Raw genomic sequence first — 16979 nt, 5'->3', positions numbered from 1 at the left:
CGGTGGCGGCGGAGGTCGCCCGCCTGGGCATCCGCGTCAACGTGGTCGCCCCGGGCCTGATCCGGACCGCCATGATCCAGGACGCCCCGATTCAGAAAATCAAGGCCCTCATCCCCATGGCCCGCCTGGGGGAACCCGCGGAGGTGGCCCGGGTGGTGCGCTTTCTCTGCTCAACGGATGCGTCCTACCTCACCGGCCAGACGATCAGTGTTAACGGAGGGATGTTCTAACTTGCGAAGTACCGGACTGCGACCCCGGCTGATCGCCATCGCCCTTGTCTTTTGCGTCGGTCTGTGCCTGGGCTGGGCGGACACCTGGGAAGGCATTCGTGCGGCGGCCGGCACGGTGACGTCGGTGGAGACCGCCTTCACCCAGACCAAGCACCTGCCCATTTTGGCCCGTCCCCTGGTCGCCACGGGAAAGTTGTTCTATCAGACCCCCGGATCGCTGCGCTGGGAATACCTGACGCCCATCCGCAGCATTCTCCTCATGGATGACGGCCGGGTGCGGCGGTTCACCCAGGATACCCAGACCCACGCTTTCCGTGAGGAGACGGGTGCGGGCCTGGACGCCATGCAGGTCGTGTTCCAGGAGATCTCCCAGTGGTTGGCCGGCCGCTTCGACGATAATTCCATGTTCGACGCCCGCCTGGAAGCCGGTCGCCGGATCATCCTGACACCCAAGCAAAAAGCCTTTGCCGAGGTGCTCCAGCGTATCGAATTGGTGCTGGACGACCAGCCGGGAGTGATCCGCCAAGTCCGCATCATCGAGGGTGAGGAGGCCTATACGGAGCTGGATTTCTCGCAGACGGTGCTCAACCGGGCCATCCCCATAGATGTGTTTCGCAAGGTGCCATGAAACCGGTCGGGCTCGCGCTTCTGTTTTGTCTTTGCCTGACCACGGCATGTGCCCGGCTGCCGAAGCTATCGCCTTTGGCCGGGCCGCCGCCGGCCTGCGCGTCGTTTTTTGCCCGGGACGGCTGGCAATTCGTGCATATTATCGAGGCCACGCCGCCCGGCCGTTCGGCCATGACCCTCATGGGCGTCGTCCAACTGACCCCACCGGATTTGCATTGCGCGCTGATGACCCTGGAAGGCCTGGTGCTTTTCGAGGCCCGCTGGGATGGCCGCATGACCGTTCTGCGGGCCCTGCCGCCCTTTGACAACAAGGGCTTTGCCCAGGGATTGGTGGACGATATCCGCCTGATCTTTTTGACTCCGCCCGTATCCCGGCAGTCCGTCGGGCGTCTGGACGACGGCCGTCCTGTCTGCCGATACCGGCTGGCGGACGGCGAAACCCGCGATCTGGTGCAAACGGCCGACGGCGGATGGGAAATGCGCTGCTACCGCCCGGGCCGTGGGCTGACCAAAACCCTGACCACTGATGCGCTGCCAACGGACCGTTCCAGGATGCCGGTTCCGGCGCATATGCAGCTCAAGACCCACGGCATGCTGGGCTACAACCTGACGCTGACGTTGGTGGAGGCGCAGCCGCTGAATTCTCTAAAGGTCGTACCATGAAAATCAAACTGATCTATCCCCGCTGGCCCAAACTGGCCCGTCAGACCGAGTTCCACCTGCCGCCCCACGGTCCCGTGGTGTTTGCCGCGGCCCTGCCCGAGCATGTGACGGTCGATTTCGTAGACGAGAATCTTGAAGACATCGATTTCGACGATCCCGTGGATGCGGTGTGCATCTCCATGATGCTGACCGTGCAGGTCAAACGCGGCTGGCAGATCGCGGACCATTACCGCGCCAAGGGCGTGCCGGTGATCTTCGGCGGCATCGCCACCATGCTGCATGCCGAGGAGACCCAGGCCCATGCCGATGCGGTGTTCCTCGGCGAGGCCGAAGGACGCATGGAATTGCTCTTCGACGACCTGGCCCACGGCCGGTTGAGAAAAGTCTACGATTATCTGTCCGATCAGCCTTCTCTCGATGACGTCGGCCCGGCGCGGCGTGATATTCTCAAGCGAGAACTCTATAATTACAAGGGCGTGCAGATGGTGGACCTGGTGCATGCGTCCCGGGGCTGCCGCTACCATTGCTACCCCTGCGCCGTGGCCTACCTGGGCGGCCGCAAGTTCCGGCCGCGGCCCGTGGCCCGGGCGGTTGCGGAGATGGCCGCCATCGACAACAACCGGCTGTTCATCGTGGACAACTCCCTGGCCCAGGACACCCAATGGGAGCTGGAGCTGTTCCGCGAAATGATCCCGCTGAAGAAGAAATGGTGCTGCCATCCCATCGAGGACGATCCCAAGGTACTCGACCTGGCAGCCCAGGCCGGTGCCTGGTACGTCTACCAGGCGGTGTTCGACACTTCCGACTATATCAAGCAGCGCATCCAGCGCTATCACGATCACGGCATCGGCGTGGAGGGGACGATCCTGTTGGGGCTGGACCACCACACCGAGGACGGGATCCGGCGGCTGGTGGATTTCCTGCTGGAAATCGACCTGGACCTGGCCGAGTTTACCGTACTGACGCCGTTTCCCCACACCAAGGCCTATGACGACCTCAAGCGTCAGAATCGCATTCTCTCCTATGACTGGGATACGTATTCGGCCGATCAGGTGGTCTACCAGCCGCGCCACATGGCGCCGGAGCGGTTGCAGGAACTGCTCCACTGGGCCTGGGACAGCTTCTATCGCGACGAGTCCCAGGAGATCAAGATGTCCAAACTGTTCCAGAAGGTCGTACGCCGGGAAATGGCCGACAACACCTATCGTCCCCGATCCCCCGAGCTGCGCGCCAAAGCTTTTGGGCGCACCGGTTCGATGGGTCGGGGGTAGGGGGGAGAACCCACCCCCGAATGGAGGAGACGGAACCATGAAATGCCTGACAATAATCATCGTTGTGCTGATGGGGTGCCTTTTGGCGGGGCTGCCGCATCCTGTCATGGCCGGCATGGCCGAGAAGATCGAGGCCGATTCCAGAGAAGCCGTCGAGGGGATCAAGGAGGCTGTCGTCGAGACGCGGGAGCCGCCATCGAAACCGGGCGGCAGCTCAAGGACGGTGCGATCAACGCCGGCGAAGCCGTCAAGGAGGGCGCCAAGACCATTGGCCGGGAAGTCCGCGACGCCGTGACGGGCACCCCTTCGGCGGTCAGCCGGCAACCCGCCGATAACGACGATGGGAAAGGACCGACGCGTTCCCAGACCGCGGACACGCCCTAACCCCCACCATTTTGCGAAAACGAAAGGCCGCGCCGGTCAGTGGGGCGATGGCCGCAGCCTTGACTTGGCCCTTATCACCCTGTTCGTCAACCGTTGTTTCCGCCTTGGCCGCGTCCAGAACCGTTCGCACCGTCCGGGCCATCTCGGCCCTGACGATGGGCTTCATCAATAGCGCCCTGATTCCCTCATCCTTTATTTTTTGCGGGTTGATCCGATCGCTGAATCCGGTGCAAACGATTACCGGCATGTCCGCACGGACGGCGAGGATGGCCTTGGCCAGCTGATCGCCGGTCAGGTTCGGCATGGTCATGTCCGTGATGACCAGATCGAAGGCGGAGGGATCGGATTTGAAGGCCGCCAAGGCATCGACGCTGCTGAGGTGGGCGCTGACCTGGTATCCCAAGCGTTTCAGCACCAGGCTCTGCAAACGAACGATCGTGTCTTCATCATCGACCAAAAGGATCCGTTCGTTCCCTTTGGGGGCCGCTTCGGCCGGATCACCGATACGCGGGGCGGGAGACTGGCGAATCCTGGGAGGTATACCCTGAACGTGGTTCCCTTTCCCAACAGGCTGTCCACCTTGATATCGCCGTTGTGTTCCTTCACGATGCCGTAAACCACGGCCAATCCCAGGCCAGTACCCTTGCCCTGGGCCTTGGTGGTGAAGTAGGGTTCGAAGATCTTGTCCATGACGGCGGGTGATATTCCGATGCCCGTGTCGGCGATGCTCAGCAGGGCATACGGACCCGGTGGAAGGGACCGGGCCATCTGATCATCCGCCGCAATCCGGGCATTCTTCAACCGGATGGTGATCCGGCCGCCGGCCGCTTCCACGGCGTGATAGGCATTGGTGATCAGGTTCATGCCGATTTGGTGTACCTGGGTCGGGTCGGCCATCACCAGGCCGCAATCCTGGTCCACTTCCAAAGCGATCTCGATATTCGAAGGAATCGTCGCCCGGCACAGCTTGATGACTTCCCTCAGTACCTGTTGGATCCGCATCGGTATCTTTTTATGTTCGGACTGCCGGCTGAAGGCCAGGATCTGTTTGACCAGGTCGCTGCCGCGCAGGGCAGCCTTGAGGATTTCATGCACACTTTGATATTCTGGACTGTCGGGTGGCAGATCTTCCATCAAAATTTCCGCGATGCCGACGATGGGAAAGAGGATATTGTTGAAATCATGGGCGATCCCGCCGGCCAAGTTACCGATCGATTCCATTTTTTGGGCCTGTTGGAGCCGTATTTCAGTTTGTTTGCGGTCGGTGATATCCTCGAAAATACAGGCAAACTGGTTGGGGGCATACCGGAAGGCGGTGACCTGAAAATGGCGGTCGAGTTCCCGGGAGAAGTCCTCGAAGCTCTCCGCTTCACCGGTCAGGGCCACCCGCCCGTATCTTGCGATCCAATGGGGTTCCGTGTTCGGCAGGATCTCCAGGACCGTTTTGCCGATCAAGGTCTCGGCGCTCAATCCGGTGATCCGCTCGAAGGCGGGATTGACGGCCAGGAAACGATAGTCGACGGGCTGGCCATGATCGTCGCAGATGATTTCGTGCAGGGCGAATCCATCGAGCATTTCGCGGAACAGCATCAGGTAGTTTTGCTCGGCCCTATACTTATCCGTGATGTCCTCGATGGTCGCCACCATACCCTCGAAGGTGCCGTTGGCGCCGAGCATCGGGGCGGCATTGATGGAGAGCAGCACCCGCTTGCCGTCGGGCCATTCGATGGCCTGTCGAACATGGTCGACAGGTTTGCCGGTTCGTTTGACCGTGGCAAAGGGAAGGTCTGTGCCGGAAAGGGGGTTGCCGTCGAAATCGGTCACCGTCCAGGCCGGAGGATCGTAGGCGCGTTTACTGCCCGGCAATGGGCCAAGCCCCAGAATTTCTTCCGCGCGCCGGTTGGCATAGACGATCCTGCCGTCGGCGTCCCAACGGGTGATCCCGGCGGGACTGGTTTCCACGATACGGTCCATCAGGTCGCGTTCCGTTTTCAGCTCCGTGATATCGGAAAAGGAGATGGCAACGGCATAGGGGGCGGATAGGTTGTCCCGAAACAGCGGGTTCGTGTTGATCGTGATCCAGCGCAATTCGCCGGAGCCGGTACAATCCCATCAAGGCGTTCCGGCAGGGGGCGCCGGTCCTGAGGGTGATCATCGAGGGGTGGTCCTTGCCCGCATAGGGAGAACCGTCCACATGGATCGTGGACCATTCGATGGTGCTGGTTTTTTGCCCACGATATCATTGGCTGCAATTCCGAAGATCTCCTCCGCACCCTTGTTCCAGGTCAGAATTTCTCCCGACGCCGCCTGCAGGATAACCCCCTCCCGAATCGTTTCGACAACCGAGAGATAGCGCGCCTTGCTTTCCTTCAAGGCGGTTTCGGCAATCTTGCGTTCGGTAATATCCTGGACGCACACCAGAACATGATCGTCATGGTGAAGACGCAGCCGCGTGGCGGAGACCAACAGACACCGCTCCTTGATCGCGTCCGCATGGATAAAGGGTTTCCAGATTTCCACATTTTGCTGATCGATGCCGTTGGCGAATACCTCCGCCACCGTTTGGCGGATACGGCAGCTGGCGCAAACAGGACCGAAACCACAGCCTTGCGGGTCATCAAGGTGATGCAGACAACACAAGGCCTCTCCGCTAGCCAAATCGATCATCTTGGAAGGTGAACGGCCGGCGAATTTTGCTGCCGCGCCATTTACCTTGCACACGCGCTGCTGTGAATCCAGGATCAGCATGGCGATCGGGACGTGTTCCTGAATCACCGACAGCTCCATCAAGGCCGTTTGCAGGTTGTCCGCGATGGCTTTCTGATCGGTGATGTCACAGAGTGAGAAAACGGCCAGGGCCTTGCCGGCCACTTCCCCTCGCTTGGCCTTGAATTTGATCCAGTGATTTCCGGAAGGATGGTCCAAGAAAAGTTCGCCGCTGATCGGGTCGACATCTTTTTCCAGGCCCAATGCGGCGTGAACGATCTCATCGATCGTGCAGCGCTGGCATATATCCGCCGCAGCCCCGTCGTCGCCTGCCGGCTTGCGGTAAACGGTCGTGCAGCCGGCGAACGTCCTCCAGGGAATCGGCGCCTCAACCGCCAAGGGTGGGTCAAACATTTGCCTGGCCAGCGAATTGGTATGAACCACCCGGCATTGTGCGTCCAAAACGATGGTCTCGACCGGTGATGCGTCGATGAATTCGCGGAACTGAGCCATTATCTCCGCTGTGTTCCGATTTTCCGGCATCCTGATGCCCCTTCCGATTACACTCGTTTTTTGGCTGGTATGATAGCGTTGACGTTGCACTTGAAACCGCCCGCACGATCATTTTTTTTGATCTTAGCATGATCTTTCCGCAAGCAATAGGTATTGGTGTCAATTTTTAAAACATGGGGCAAGTGATGCCGCTCGTTCACGAGCATCCGTACACATTCGGTGGTACTATGGGCTGGATGCCTTCGATCCATTCCAGCACTTGACAATTTTTGGCAAAAAAAGACGAAAAATGGCTATCCTCCACGAAAACGTAACCTTTCTCCTTTCGTAACCCATCGTAACGTTGATGGTATCAAATTGTTCCAGATTGGTATAAATCATGCTTGATGTGTGACACAGAGGAGATATCTCTCGGAATCTGGGTTGTTCTACTGCAATAGCTTTCCTTCTCTCCTGACACTTGTGAACCATACTAAGCGTTAATGCAGAATGAGAGCAACGGTGCGATGACCCGGAATTTTATATTTTTAATGATTCCAATTGCTTGTTTGACCATTGCGATCCCATTGATGCGCATGGAGCGCAACGGCATTCAGCATCCTGCCGCGCTTGCACGAAACATTCAATACCGATTTCATCTCCAGAACACGACCAACCAGCCGATTTCTCCGGCGACCTTTTTTGTGTACGCGCCTGTCAAGCAAACGCAAACGCAACGATGCACGGCGGTCCAGACATCTCACCCGTATACATTAAAGGTTGATGGAAGCGGTAATCAGTTAATGATATTCTCCTTCGCGGAAATCCCCCCGTATTCCACCAAAGTCATATCCATCCATGCCTGTTTGGAAATATGCAATACTCCCGCAGACAGCTATCCGGATAGTGGTGCATCAGCTGCATCTGTTGATTTGTCCGGCGCTTGCGAAAAAAAAAAGTTTCGCAATCTGGCAGAACAATTGAGATCCGACACACCCCGGAAAACCGCGGAAAATATTTATCACTGGATCGGCGACACTATTCAATACTCGGGATATTCTCGCGAAGAAAAAGGGGCTTGCTACGCATTCACGCAAAAGAAAGGCGATTGCACCGAATTTGCCGATCTGTTTGTTGAACTCGCACACGCAGCGGGTGTTCCCGCTCGGCGCGTCAGCGGATACCTGTCTCCCGAGGGAAGCGGCCTGGCGCCATCAGCCTATCATGATTGGGCCGAGTTTTACGAAGACGGTACATGGCGGATCGCTGATGCCCAGCAGCGAAACTTTGACACACACTACCGGGATTATGTCGCAATGAGAATTGGGTTCTCTCATTCGGATATAGAGCGGCCAACTCATTTTCGTCAGTTTCGCATAGAGGGCAAGGGGTTGACAGTTAAAATGGATTAATAAGGATCTATCCATTTCCATTTCAGTGGAGGAGTCGATGAAAAAGGTGGGGATAGCTAGCAGGCTTTCAGCTCCGATTATCTTTATGGTTTGGGCGTTGGCATGGGGTCTCTTTTTTATATCCAACAGTACCGCATGTTATGCCGCGGAGGCCGTTTGCGCCCAGGTCAAAATCGAAATCAATCAAGAATTGACACTGGAACGACAGGCTTTTGACGCGCATATGCGAATCAATAATGGATTGACGAATATTTCACTCGAAGATGTAACTATCTCCGTCTGGTTTAAGGACGAAGAGGGAAATATCGTTCCAGCCACCAGCGATTCCAACAACACCACCGCTAATTTTTTTATCCGCGTGGATGAGATGACCAACATTTCCGATGTTAGCGGTGCCGGAAGAGTGGCGCCATCCACATCGGCGGACATCCATTGGCTGATCATCCCTGCGGTTGGAGCATCCAATGGGCTTGCGAGTGGAACGCTTTACTATGTTGGCGCGACATTGACCTACACCATCGGTGGAGAATCGAATACCACCGAAGTGACCCCCGATTACATCTATGTCAAACCCATGCCCGAACTGAGCCTGGATTACTTTCTGCCGGCGGAGGTTTATGGGGATGACGCGTTCACGGACGCCATCGAAGCGCCGGTTCCCTTCTCCCTGGGGGTACGGGTGAAGAACAGCGGCCATGGTACGGCCAAATCCCTGAAAATCGAGTCCGCGCAACCCAAGATCACCGAAAACGTGCAGGGGCTGCCCATCGGTTTCGCCATCGAAGGGAGCCAGGTCAACGGTGAGGCGGTTACCAACAGCCTGCTGGTCGATTTCGGCGATATCGTTTCCGGCACGTCGGGAACGGCCCGCTGGCGGATGACCTGCACATTATCGGGCAAGTTCTTGGATTTCGACGCGGATTTCTCCCATTCGGACGAATTGGGCGGCGAGGTGACCTCCCTGATCGATGCCGTCGAAACCCATACGCTGATTGCCGATGTTCAGGTCGATCTGACCGGCCGGGATCAGGTTCTCGATTTCCTGGCCCAGGACGGCGCTATTTTCCGGGTATACGAATCCGACTCCGTGGATACGGTGGTCACCGACCAGAGTTCATCCTCGACCCTCACCTATCAAGGCCTCCAGAATGGTCTGGTGGTCTACAAGCTGGCGACATCGGTCAATGCCGGTTTCATCTATGTGCATCTGACGGATCCGTACGCAGGCGGCAAGACGATCGCCTCCGTGGTGCGTAGCGATGGCAAAACCATCAAGCCCGCCAATTATTGGCTTTCCAAATCCAGGGATGGCCAAAGCTGGAACTATTTCCTTAACGTGTTCGATGCCGCGGGCACGGGGCAATACACCGTATCCTTTGCCGACACGGTGGATACCGCCGACGCGCCGGTGCTGCAATTTATCGAGAATGTGACCGCCGTCGAAGGCAGCGGCATCGGTTTCATCGTCCAGGCCAGCGATGCGGACGGTACCATTCCTGGACTTTCCGCCGCGTCCCTGCCGGCCGGGGCTGCCTTCAGCGACCATGGCGACGGCAGCGGGAGTTTTTCCTGGACGCCGGCCGTCGGGCAAGCCGGCACCTATCGGATCACCTTCAGCGCTTCCGACGGTGAACTGAGCGACAGCCAGCGGGTGACCTTCACCATCCGTTCCATCGATGACACGGATGGTGACGGCCTCAACGATGCCTGGGAGATGTCCCATTTCGGAACCCTGGCACGGGACGGCAGCGGCGACTTCGACGGTGACGGGATCAGTGATTTGGATGAGTATCTGGCCGGTTCGGATCCGACGGCCGAGGATCATGCCCCCAGCATGCCGGTGATCACTTTTCCGGAAACGGGTGCTTCGGTTGGCACATTGATGCCTCAGTTGGAGGTCGAGAACAGCACCGATGCCGATGGGGACACGATTTTCTACCAATTCGAAGTGTATTCAGACGATCAATTCCGCGAGCCGGTCGCCAGTGAGCGCGTGGCCCAGGCCACCGATACCACGGCCTGGACCCTGCCGGTGGAACTGATCGAAAACGGCCGCTACCACTGGCGGGTGCGGGCCACGGACGGTTACAGCTACAGCCTGTGGGCGTATGGCGAATTCCGGGTCAATGCCGAGAATGAGCCTCCCGAAGGGATGACCCTCAGCTATCCACCGGATGGCGGGCAGGTTGATACGCTATCACCCGTTCTCGAAATCTCCGGGCTCTCCGATCCGGACAACGAGACGCCGGTCTGCCGATTCGAAGTATATGCGGATCTTGGCATGACCGCCCTCGTTGCCGAGGCCGAAGGGCTTGAGCCCTCGGATGCGGGAGCCGTCAGTTGGACCGTCAATACGGCCCTCGATGATGGCGCCACCTATTACTGGCGGGCCGTTGCCGCGGACGATCAGGGCGCATCCGCGGCAACAGTTCTGGCAGCCTTTACCGTGAACACCGCCAACCATGCACCGACCACCCCTGTGCTCATTTCTCCGTCGGACGGCAGCGAGGTTGCCGACGCCGATCTCCTGTTAACCGTACAGAGCAGTACGGACAGCGATGGCGATGCGCCGGGGTACTATTTTGAAATCGATACCGATCCCGGGTTCACCAGTGCCGACAAAGAAATCTCGGTCATGATCGAAGGACAGTCGGAAAGCATCACCTGGCCGGTCTCAGGCCTGGCGGAAGACACCGCCTATTACTGGCGGGTCATGGCGACCGACGGATTGGCATCCAGCCGGTGGGTGAGCGGACGGTTTTTCGTCAATACGGAAAATAACAGCCCTGCCGCACCGGCCATGAAGAATCCGGGCCAATCGGCATGGCCCACGGTGCGCACGCCAACCCTTTCCCTTGCCGCCGGTCAGGATACGGACGGCGACGCCTTGACCTATCGGTACGAGGTATACACGGACGAGGGCCTTGAGAATCTGGTGGCCTGGGGAGAGTCCGGCGATCCCGCCTGGACCGTGGCCACCGAATTGAATGACCGCACAACCTACTATTGGCGGGCCCGAGCAACCGATGCCCATGGCCTTGACGGTGCCTGGTCGGAAACCGCCTCCTTTTTCGTCAAGGAAGAAGCCGCGCCGGAACCGGATGCCATTACCGTGCACGTGACGACCGACGCCGGAACCGCGCTGAGTGGACTGAATGTATACGCCTATACCGCCTCGGGTTCTTATGCAGGCCTCTCCGCTGCCACCGACACGGACGGCAAGGCGACATTCGATATCGATGCCCTGGCCGAGGGCACCTACCAGTTCCGGGCGGATTACCTGGGGATCAAGTTCTGGTCAGCCGTCGTGGCCATTCCAGATACATCGGCAATCCCTATCGTGATCGACGAATCGTCCGTGACGGTCACCATTCAAAGTGCCGCCGGCGTGGTTTCCGGGGCGAAGGTCTACCTCTTTTCCGCCTCCGGCACCTATCTGAACAAAACCTTTACCACCGACGCCAATGGCCAGGTCGTATTGAGTCTGCCCGTCGGAACAGCATTCCTCTTCCGTGCCGATGTCCTGGGCAGTCAGTACTGGAGCACGGCAACGATAATTTCGAATGACACGACCAACACGGTTCTCGTGGATGCCGGCGGGGGGCTCCTCACCGTGAGGGTACGCGAAGATGAAGAAACCCCCATGGCAGGCATCCGGGTCTATCTGTTCAACGGCAGCAAGACCTACCTGAACGTATCCGGTACCACCGATGCGGACGGAACGGTCACGTTCAACGTCACCAATGCCACCTACACCTTGCGCGCGGACTACCTGGGTTACCCGTTCTGGCGTGAGGCGTTTGAGGTAACCACCGATACCACCGAAGTCATCGAGATCCCCCATCAGGCGGCCCGGGCGAGCGTCCAGGGACGTTATGAGGAGATCGATACACCGCTTGCGGGTCTCAAGACCTATTTGTTTTCTCCAAGCGAAACCTACCTGAACCAATCGCTTTCGACGGATGAAAATGGTTTGGCCGAGTACTCCTTGCCCCAGAAGGAATATATGATCCGGGCCGATTACCTGGGAAAACAGTTCTGGTCGGCCGCATTTGTCTGGGACGATCCGCAGGTCGTCATTCCCCTGGGTGATCTCCGGGTTGATGTGACCGGCGCGGGGCTGCCCGCACCAGACGTCATGGTCTATGTATATTCCGCAACCCGGGCCTACCTGAACCTGTCCGGAGCAACCGATGAGAACGGCCAGGTTACTTTCCGGCTTCCCGAGGGACTGTACAATTTTCGGGTCGACTACCAGGGCAGCCAATTCTGGGCCGATGACCGGCAACTGGCTGCCGATGGTGTGACCGATGTGGGGGTTTCCGTGGGAGGCGGCACCTTTGCGCTGACTGTCCAGGAGGCCGCCGATTCGCCACTCAGCGGTATAAAATGCCATGTGTTCAATGCGTCGGATGTCTACCTGGGACTTTCCGCCACCACCGATGAAAATGGCCAGGTCGCCTTTGATCTGGCCGATGGGACCTACCGGTTCCGTGCGGACTACCTGGGCAGCACCTTCTGGAGTGATCCGACAGTCGTCTCCGGCAGCGGCAGCGCCGCCATGACCATCGCCCAGGCAACGGTTCCGGTGGATGTACTGTCCGCCGGTAGCCTCGTCGCCGGCGCCAAGGTTTATCTCTTCTCACTGTCGGACAGCTATCTGGGGATGGTCGAGACCACCAATGACAGCGGCCGAGTCACGTTCCACCTGCCCATGGACAGCGGGTTCCGGTTCCGGGCCGATGTGTTGGGCAAGTCCATCTGGAGCGGAGACATCACCGTGGCCGAGAATCTCGACCCGGTGCTTATCAATGCAGGCGGCGGTCATCTGGCGATCACTGTCGGGACTGACGGCGGGACGCCTCTGGTTGGATTGAAAGCCTATCTCTTCGACACCGACGGCAGATACCTGAACCTTTCTAGGCAGACCGATGCTGACGGTCAGGTGGCGTTCGATGTGCCGGCGGGCAGTTACAAGGTACGGGCGGACTACCTGGGATATTCCTTCTGGACGGGCGATCTTGCCGTAACATCCGACGCGGAGGCGTCCCTCGTGGTTGCCTTCTCACCGATAACCGTAAGTGTGATGGGACATTACCAGACCGCCGACACTCCCCTTTCCGGAATTCCGGTCTATTTGTTCAGCCCGACCGGGGCCTATCTCAACATCAATGCCGAAACCGATGCCAACGGGCAGGTCATCTTCAGTTTGCCGCAACGGCCTTACATCGTCAGGGCCGATTATACCGGCGGCCAATACTGGTCCGATCCGTTCACCGGAACGGATACCACAATCAGCATCCCCATGGCCGATGCGTCGGTGACGGTCACCGGTGCGGGCCTGCCGGCCGAGGGCATCAACGTCTATCTGTTCTCCACGACAGGCACTTACCTTGGGTCGGTTCGATCCACCGATGCCAACGGTACGGTCTCCTTCAGGCTGCCGGCGCAATCCTTCCGCTTTCGCGCCGACTATCAGGGTAACCAATATTGGAGCGGGGATGCCATCCTCGAACCGGACGTGGAGACTCCGGTGCTAGTCAGCGTCGGTGGCGGCAACGTCACCTTTAGCCTGACAAAGGGCGACGCCGTCCCCATGGCCGGCATTAACTGCTATGTTTTTTCCGACAGCGGCACGTATCTCGGATTGAAAGGCAGCACCGATACGAACGGCCAGGTCACCTTCGGCCTTGCCGACGGGATCTTCAAGTTCCGCGCGGATTATTTGGGGTACCAGTACTGGAGTGACACGGTTGCCGTGCCCGATATCCTGGCTTCTACGATGACTCTTGCCCATTCTGACGTGAAGCTCACCTTCCAGGCCGATTACCTGGGGACCATCGATCCCCTGGACGGCCGCCGGATCTATCTTTTCACCCCTGCCGGCACCTACCTGGGTCAGTATCGGGATAGCGAAGACGCCGGGACGGCGACGTTCAACCTGCCGGATCAACCCTACCGTTTCCGTTGCGACGAACTCGGTGAGCACTATTGGTCCGATACGACGCAATCCACTGATATGGCGGTAACGCTGGCTCAAGGAAAAGCGGTCGTCCAAGTAACCCTTTTGGGTGAGAATGCGGAAGATGCCCGGGTCTACCTGTTCAGCAGCACGGACACCTACCTGAACCGCTATGCGAACACCGGGACGGACGGTAAGGTCGAATTCGTCCTGCCTGCCGGCCAGTATCGTTTCCGCGCAGATTTGGACGGGCGGCAGCAATGGAGCGCCATCACCACTATCGGCGCCGACCTGGAAACGGCCGTCACCTTGAATATGGAATAGGAATCGAGCATGGAAACCCGATTGGACGTCGATCGTTCCATCATCGCGGCGCTGCTGTTCTGCATGCTTTACCTGCCTGCCGTTGCCGTTGCTGCTGACGGATCGATTCCAGAGGAATTGATCCGTCGCACCGAGCAGGTGCGGGAGGCGGATTTGCTGGTCGCGGCCAAATCGCTGTTGGACCGCACGACCAAAGGAGACCATGTGCTCGTCATCGATGTGCGTCGTGCCGCCGATTTTGAGGCCCTGCACATGGCCGGCGCCATCAACGTGCCGCTGCATTTTGTCAAAACCAAGCCGTACCTGAAATCCTCGCCCGTGGTGCTGGTCGACCATGGGCTTGCCTATCACCGGTTGGCCCCGGTTTGCCGGGAACTGAAAAACAGGGGCGTCGACGCCCGCCTGCTGGATGGCGGCATGAATGCCTGGCGCCGCCTGGGGGGTCCCATGGTCGGCGATCTGGTCCGCCAGATGAACTACGACCGTATCTCGGCGGCCGATTTCTTCCAGGAAAAGAATTATGCCCACCGGATAGTCTGTGACATCTCGGCCATTCGTTCCCCGGCGGCCGAACAACTCATGCCCTATGCCCTGCATCTGCCGCTATCCGGCGATTTGGTCAACTTGGACAAAATCAGGAAATACAAAACGGAGACGCTGCTGGTCGTCAGTGAGGATGGCAATGGGTATGCCGATGCCGGTCATCTGTTGACGCGTGCCGGCTTCGAGTGTGTTTTTTTTCTTGATGGCGGCGTCAATGCTTACCGCACATACCTGGAGGGCTTGGCTCGTTCATGGCAGCCGCGCAGCCAGCGGATGTTGCGATTCAGTCCATGCAAGGAATGTGGGGAAAATTCGTCGAACTCAGATATTCACGGTAAATCAAGTAGAGAGGAATAAATGAGAGGCCTCGTCAACGTATTTATATTAATGATGATCGTTTTTTTGGGAAACGCCGGCTCCGTTGAAGGCGTCGTTATAGCGCCACAACAGCCAGAGCTGCACCCCACCGCCGTGAGTTGGAGCCCTGAAGCGAATATTTCGAACGGTCAACAGGTCTCCATCACCGCAACGATAACCAACACAGGGGCGGATGCGTCCGGTAGCATTCTCGTCGATTTCCAGATTGATGGCACCAGTATCGGCACAATGATCATTGACGCCACCGAAAGTGCTTTCTCTGGCATGGAAACCCGGGATGTTTCTATCGATTGGATTGCAGAAACCGGGCAACACACCCTAAGCGTCGTGGTCGATAGCGCCGGGGCTGTCGAAGAAACCGACGAGACCAATAATTCTCTCAGCATGATCTTGCCGGAGGTGACCGAAAGTCCCATGGTAGACCTGTCAGTGAACAGCGTCAACGCTCCTTCCGATACCACCTTCAAGATCGGTGAGGAAACCATTCTAACGGCGGTCGTCCAGAACAACGGTGAGCAGAGCCTTGCCTTGACCTTCACAGTAGAGTTTTTCGTTGACGGGACAAGTATCGGCAGTGAGACCATCGGCGCCTATGAACCCGAGTTGGGCACAGGCGAAACCGTTTCGGTTGTTCATTCCTGGACACCGGTCCACGGCGGCGACCATACCATTTCCGTCACCGTGGACAGCGGCAATGATGTAGCGGAAACGGACGAGACCAACAACAGCCTGGACGCGACTCTCCACGTGGAGGCCGTGGACCTGGTGGTTGCGGCGATATCTTGGGAGCCGGCCGCCGACCTCGAGGATGGTCAGGACGTTACCTTCACCGCCCGTATCCGCAACGATGGGTCAGACGCGCTGACGGTGAATTCCTGTGCGGTCAATTTTGCCATCGACGGCGCCAGCTTGGCAATGCCTGGCTTGCCGAAACTGTCTTGGCAAGCGGTGGGACAGTTGATGTTGCCTTCACCGGCACCGTACGTACAGGCGACCAGACCGTTACTGTCAACGTGGACAGTTCTTTGGTGATCAGTGAAACCAATGAAGACAACAACTCCCTGAGTGCTGACCTGCCCGAGATTGTGGACAACACGCCCCCGGAGGAGATCACCAACCTTTCGGTCAGTGCCAGTGAGAAGCGTCGCTTTCATTTACCTGGACCCCCTCGGTCAACAGCCGCGGAGATCTTGCCGGCTACAAGGCCTATTTTAACGGCGCCAGCGAACCCGAACTGCTGCCCGCCGCCCAAACCAGCCTCCAGAAGACCGGACTTGCCGCCGGCACGGCCTACACCCTTCAGATCAGCGCCTACGACAATTCGGGCAATGAGAGCGAGAGCGTTTCCATTACCGGTTACACGGCCCTGGAAAACCCTATCGGTTTGACCGCTTCCCCGCGTCCGGCCTTTGTGGATCTCTCCTGGGAGCCGTCGTCTCCCGAGGCCATGGTGGATCACTACGCGGTTTATGTGAGCACAAACGACTTTCTCACCGTCGAGGGGGCCGCCACCGAGACCACCACCGGCACGTCCGTCACCATCGGTGGGTTGGATAGCGAGCGCACCTACCATTTTGCGGTGGTGGCGGTGAACCTGTCGGGTGGCATGGACCGTGATGTGATTACCATTGAGGCGTCACCCCTGCCGGGCACGGCCGTGAGCGGGAACATCACGACGAATACCACCTGGACGGTGGAGAATAGTCCTTATGTGGTGACGGGCAACGTAACGGTGCGTGATTCGGGCAGCAATGGCAATACAGCGACATTGACGATCGAGCCTGGCGTTGAAGTTCGATTTGAATCTGGAACCGGACTTTACATTGGTTATCGATATTATAGTCGGTGCTATCATGGAGCCCTCTCGGCTCAGGGCACCTCGGTCGAACCGATCCTTTTCACATCCAATGCGGATGTTCCGGCACCCGGCGATTGGAGAGGCATCGTTTTTCAAGACGACACCACCGATGAATTGACCCTGTTGAAA

At 58.3% G+C, this 16979-nt stretch carries 12 protein-coding genes and 3 pseudogenes; 12 read left to right on the top strand and 3 right to left on the bottom strand.

Translation table 11 applies throughout. The features are described 5' to 3' along the window. The 5 genes from JCM12296_RS24870 to JCM12296_RS24850 all read left to right on the top strand — a co-directional run. Positions 1-230, top strand: a 230-nt coding sequence (locus JCM12296_RS24870; protein ID WP_157067876.1) for an SDR family oxidoreductase, incomplete at its 5' end; no start/stop codon positions are given. A gap of 1 nt (position 231) precedes the next feature. Further along, positions 232-858, top strand: a complete 627-nt coding sequence (locus tag JCM12296_RS24865; protein WP_054698982.1) for an outer membrane lipoprotein carrier protein LolA — start codon at positions 232-234, stop codon at positions 856-858. Continuing rightward, positions 855-1520 (top strand): hypothetical protein, encoded by a 666-nt coding sequence (locus tag JCM12296_RS24860; protein ID WP_054698980.1) that lies wholly within the window; start codon positions 855-857, stop codon positions 1518-1520. Before JCM12296_RS24865 ends, JCM12296_RS24860 begins: the two co-directional genes overlap by 4 nt. After that, positions 1517-2791 carry a B12-binding domain-containing radical SAM protein gene (locus JCM12296_RS24855; protein WP_054698978.1) on the top strand — a complete coding sequence of 425 codons (1275 nt, stop codon included), beginning with the start codon at positions 1517-1519 and terminating at the stop codon, positions 2789-2791. The genes JCM12296_RS24860 and JCM12296_RS24855 overlap by 4 nt, the downstream gene beginning before the upstream one ends. Positions 2792-2828: 37 nt before the next feature. Continuing rightward, positions 2829-3086: a hypothetical protein gene (locus tag JCM12296_RS24850; RefSeq protein WP_054698976.1), complete on the top strand. Its 258-nt coding sequence runs from the start codon at positions 2829-2831 to the stop codon at positions 3084-3086. 18 nt (positions 3087-3104) lie between these two features. Here JCM12296_RS24850 and JCM12296_RS24845 read toward each other — a convergent pair whose 3' ends face one another. The 3 genes from JCM12296_RS24845 to JCM12296_RS24835 form a co-directional block, all read right to left on the bottom strand. Further along, positions 3105-3632, bottom strand: a complete 528-nt coding sequence (locus tag JCM12296_RS24845) for a response regulator (protein ID WP_172684084.1) — start codon at positions 3630-3632, stop codon at positions 3105-3107. Beyond that, positions 3584-5263: a PAS domain-containing sensor histidine kinase gene (locus JCM12296_RS24840; RefSeq protein WP_054698972.1), complete on the bottom strand. Its 1680-nt coding sequence runs from the start codon at positions 5261-5263 to the stop codon at positions 3584-3586. The genes JCM12296_RS24845 and JCM12296_RS24840 overlap by 49 nt, the downstream gene beginning before the upstream one ends. Positions 5264-5326: 63 nt before the next feature. Next, positions 5327-6394, bottom strand: coding sequence for a PAS domain-containing protein (locus JCM12296_RS24835; protein WP_172684083.1), 1068 nt, complete (start codon positions 6392-6394; stop codon positions 5327-5329). A gap of 506 nt (positions 6395-6900) precedes the next feature. Here JCM12296_RS24835 and JCM12296_RS24830 point away from each other — a divergent pair. The 7 genes and pseudogenes from JCM12296_RS24830 to JCM12296_RS24810 form a co-directional block, all read left to right on the top strand. Continuing rightward, on the top strand, positions 6901-7785 hold the full coding sequence (locus tag JCM12296_RS24830; RefSeq protein WP_054698968.1) for a transglutaminase-like domain-containing protein: 885 nt from the start codon (positions 6901-6903) through the stop codon (positions 7783-7785). A 223-nt stretch (positions 7786-8008) separates the two neighbouring features. Further along, complete coding sequence (locus tag JCM12296_RS24825) at positions 8009-14071, top strand: carboxypeptidase regulatory-like domain-containing protein (RefSeq protein ID WP_172684082.1); 6063 nt, start codon at positions 8009-8011, stop codon at positions 14069-14071. 9 nt (positions 14072-14080) lie between these two features. After that, positions 14081-14971, top strand: coding sequence for a rhodanese-like domain-containing protein (locus tag JCM12296_RS24820; RefSeq protein ID WP_054698965.1), 891 nt, complete (start codon positions 14081-14083; stop codon positions 14969-14971). Beyond that, a pseudogene (locus JCM12296_RS24815) lies at positions 14972-15712 on the top strand (CARDB domain-containing protein); the annotation flags it as partial. A 62-nt stretch (positions 15713-15774) separates the two neighbouring features. Then, positions 15775-15999: pseudogene (locus tag JCM12296_RS50810) on the top strand (hypothetical protein); the annotation flags it as partial. A gap of 149 nt (positions 16000-16148) precedes the next feature. Next, positions 16149-16334 (top strand): annotated as a pseudogene (locus tag JCM12296_RS50805) (fibronectin type III domain-containing protein); the annotation flags it as partial. Between the two features lie 42 nt (positions 16335-16376). Further along, positions 16377-16979 (top strand): fibronectin type III domain-containing protein (locus JCM12296_RS24810; protein ID WP_172684080.1); only part of this gene is annotated, 603 nt, incomplete at its 3' end.

The sequence above is a fragment of the Desulfosarcina cetonica JCM 12296 genome, assembly GCF_001311845.1.
GTDB lineage: Bacteria > Desulfobacterota > Desulfobacteria > Desulfobacterales > Desulfosarcinaceae > Desulfosarcina > Desulfosarcina cetonica.
This window is presented reverse-complemented; position numbering and strand designations above follow the sequence as displayed.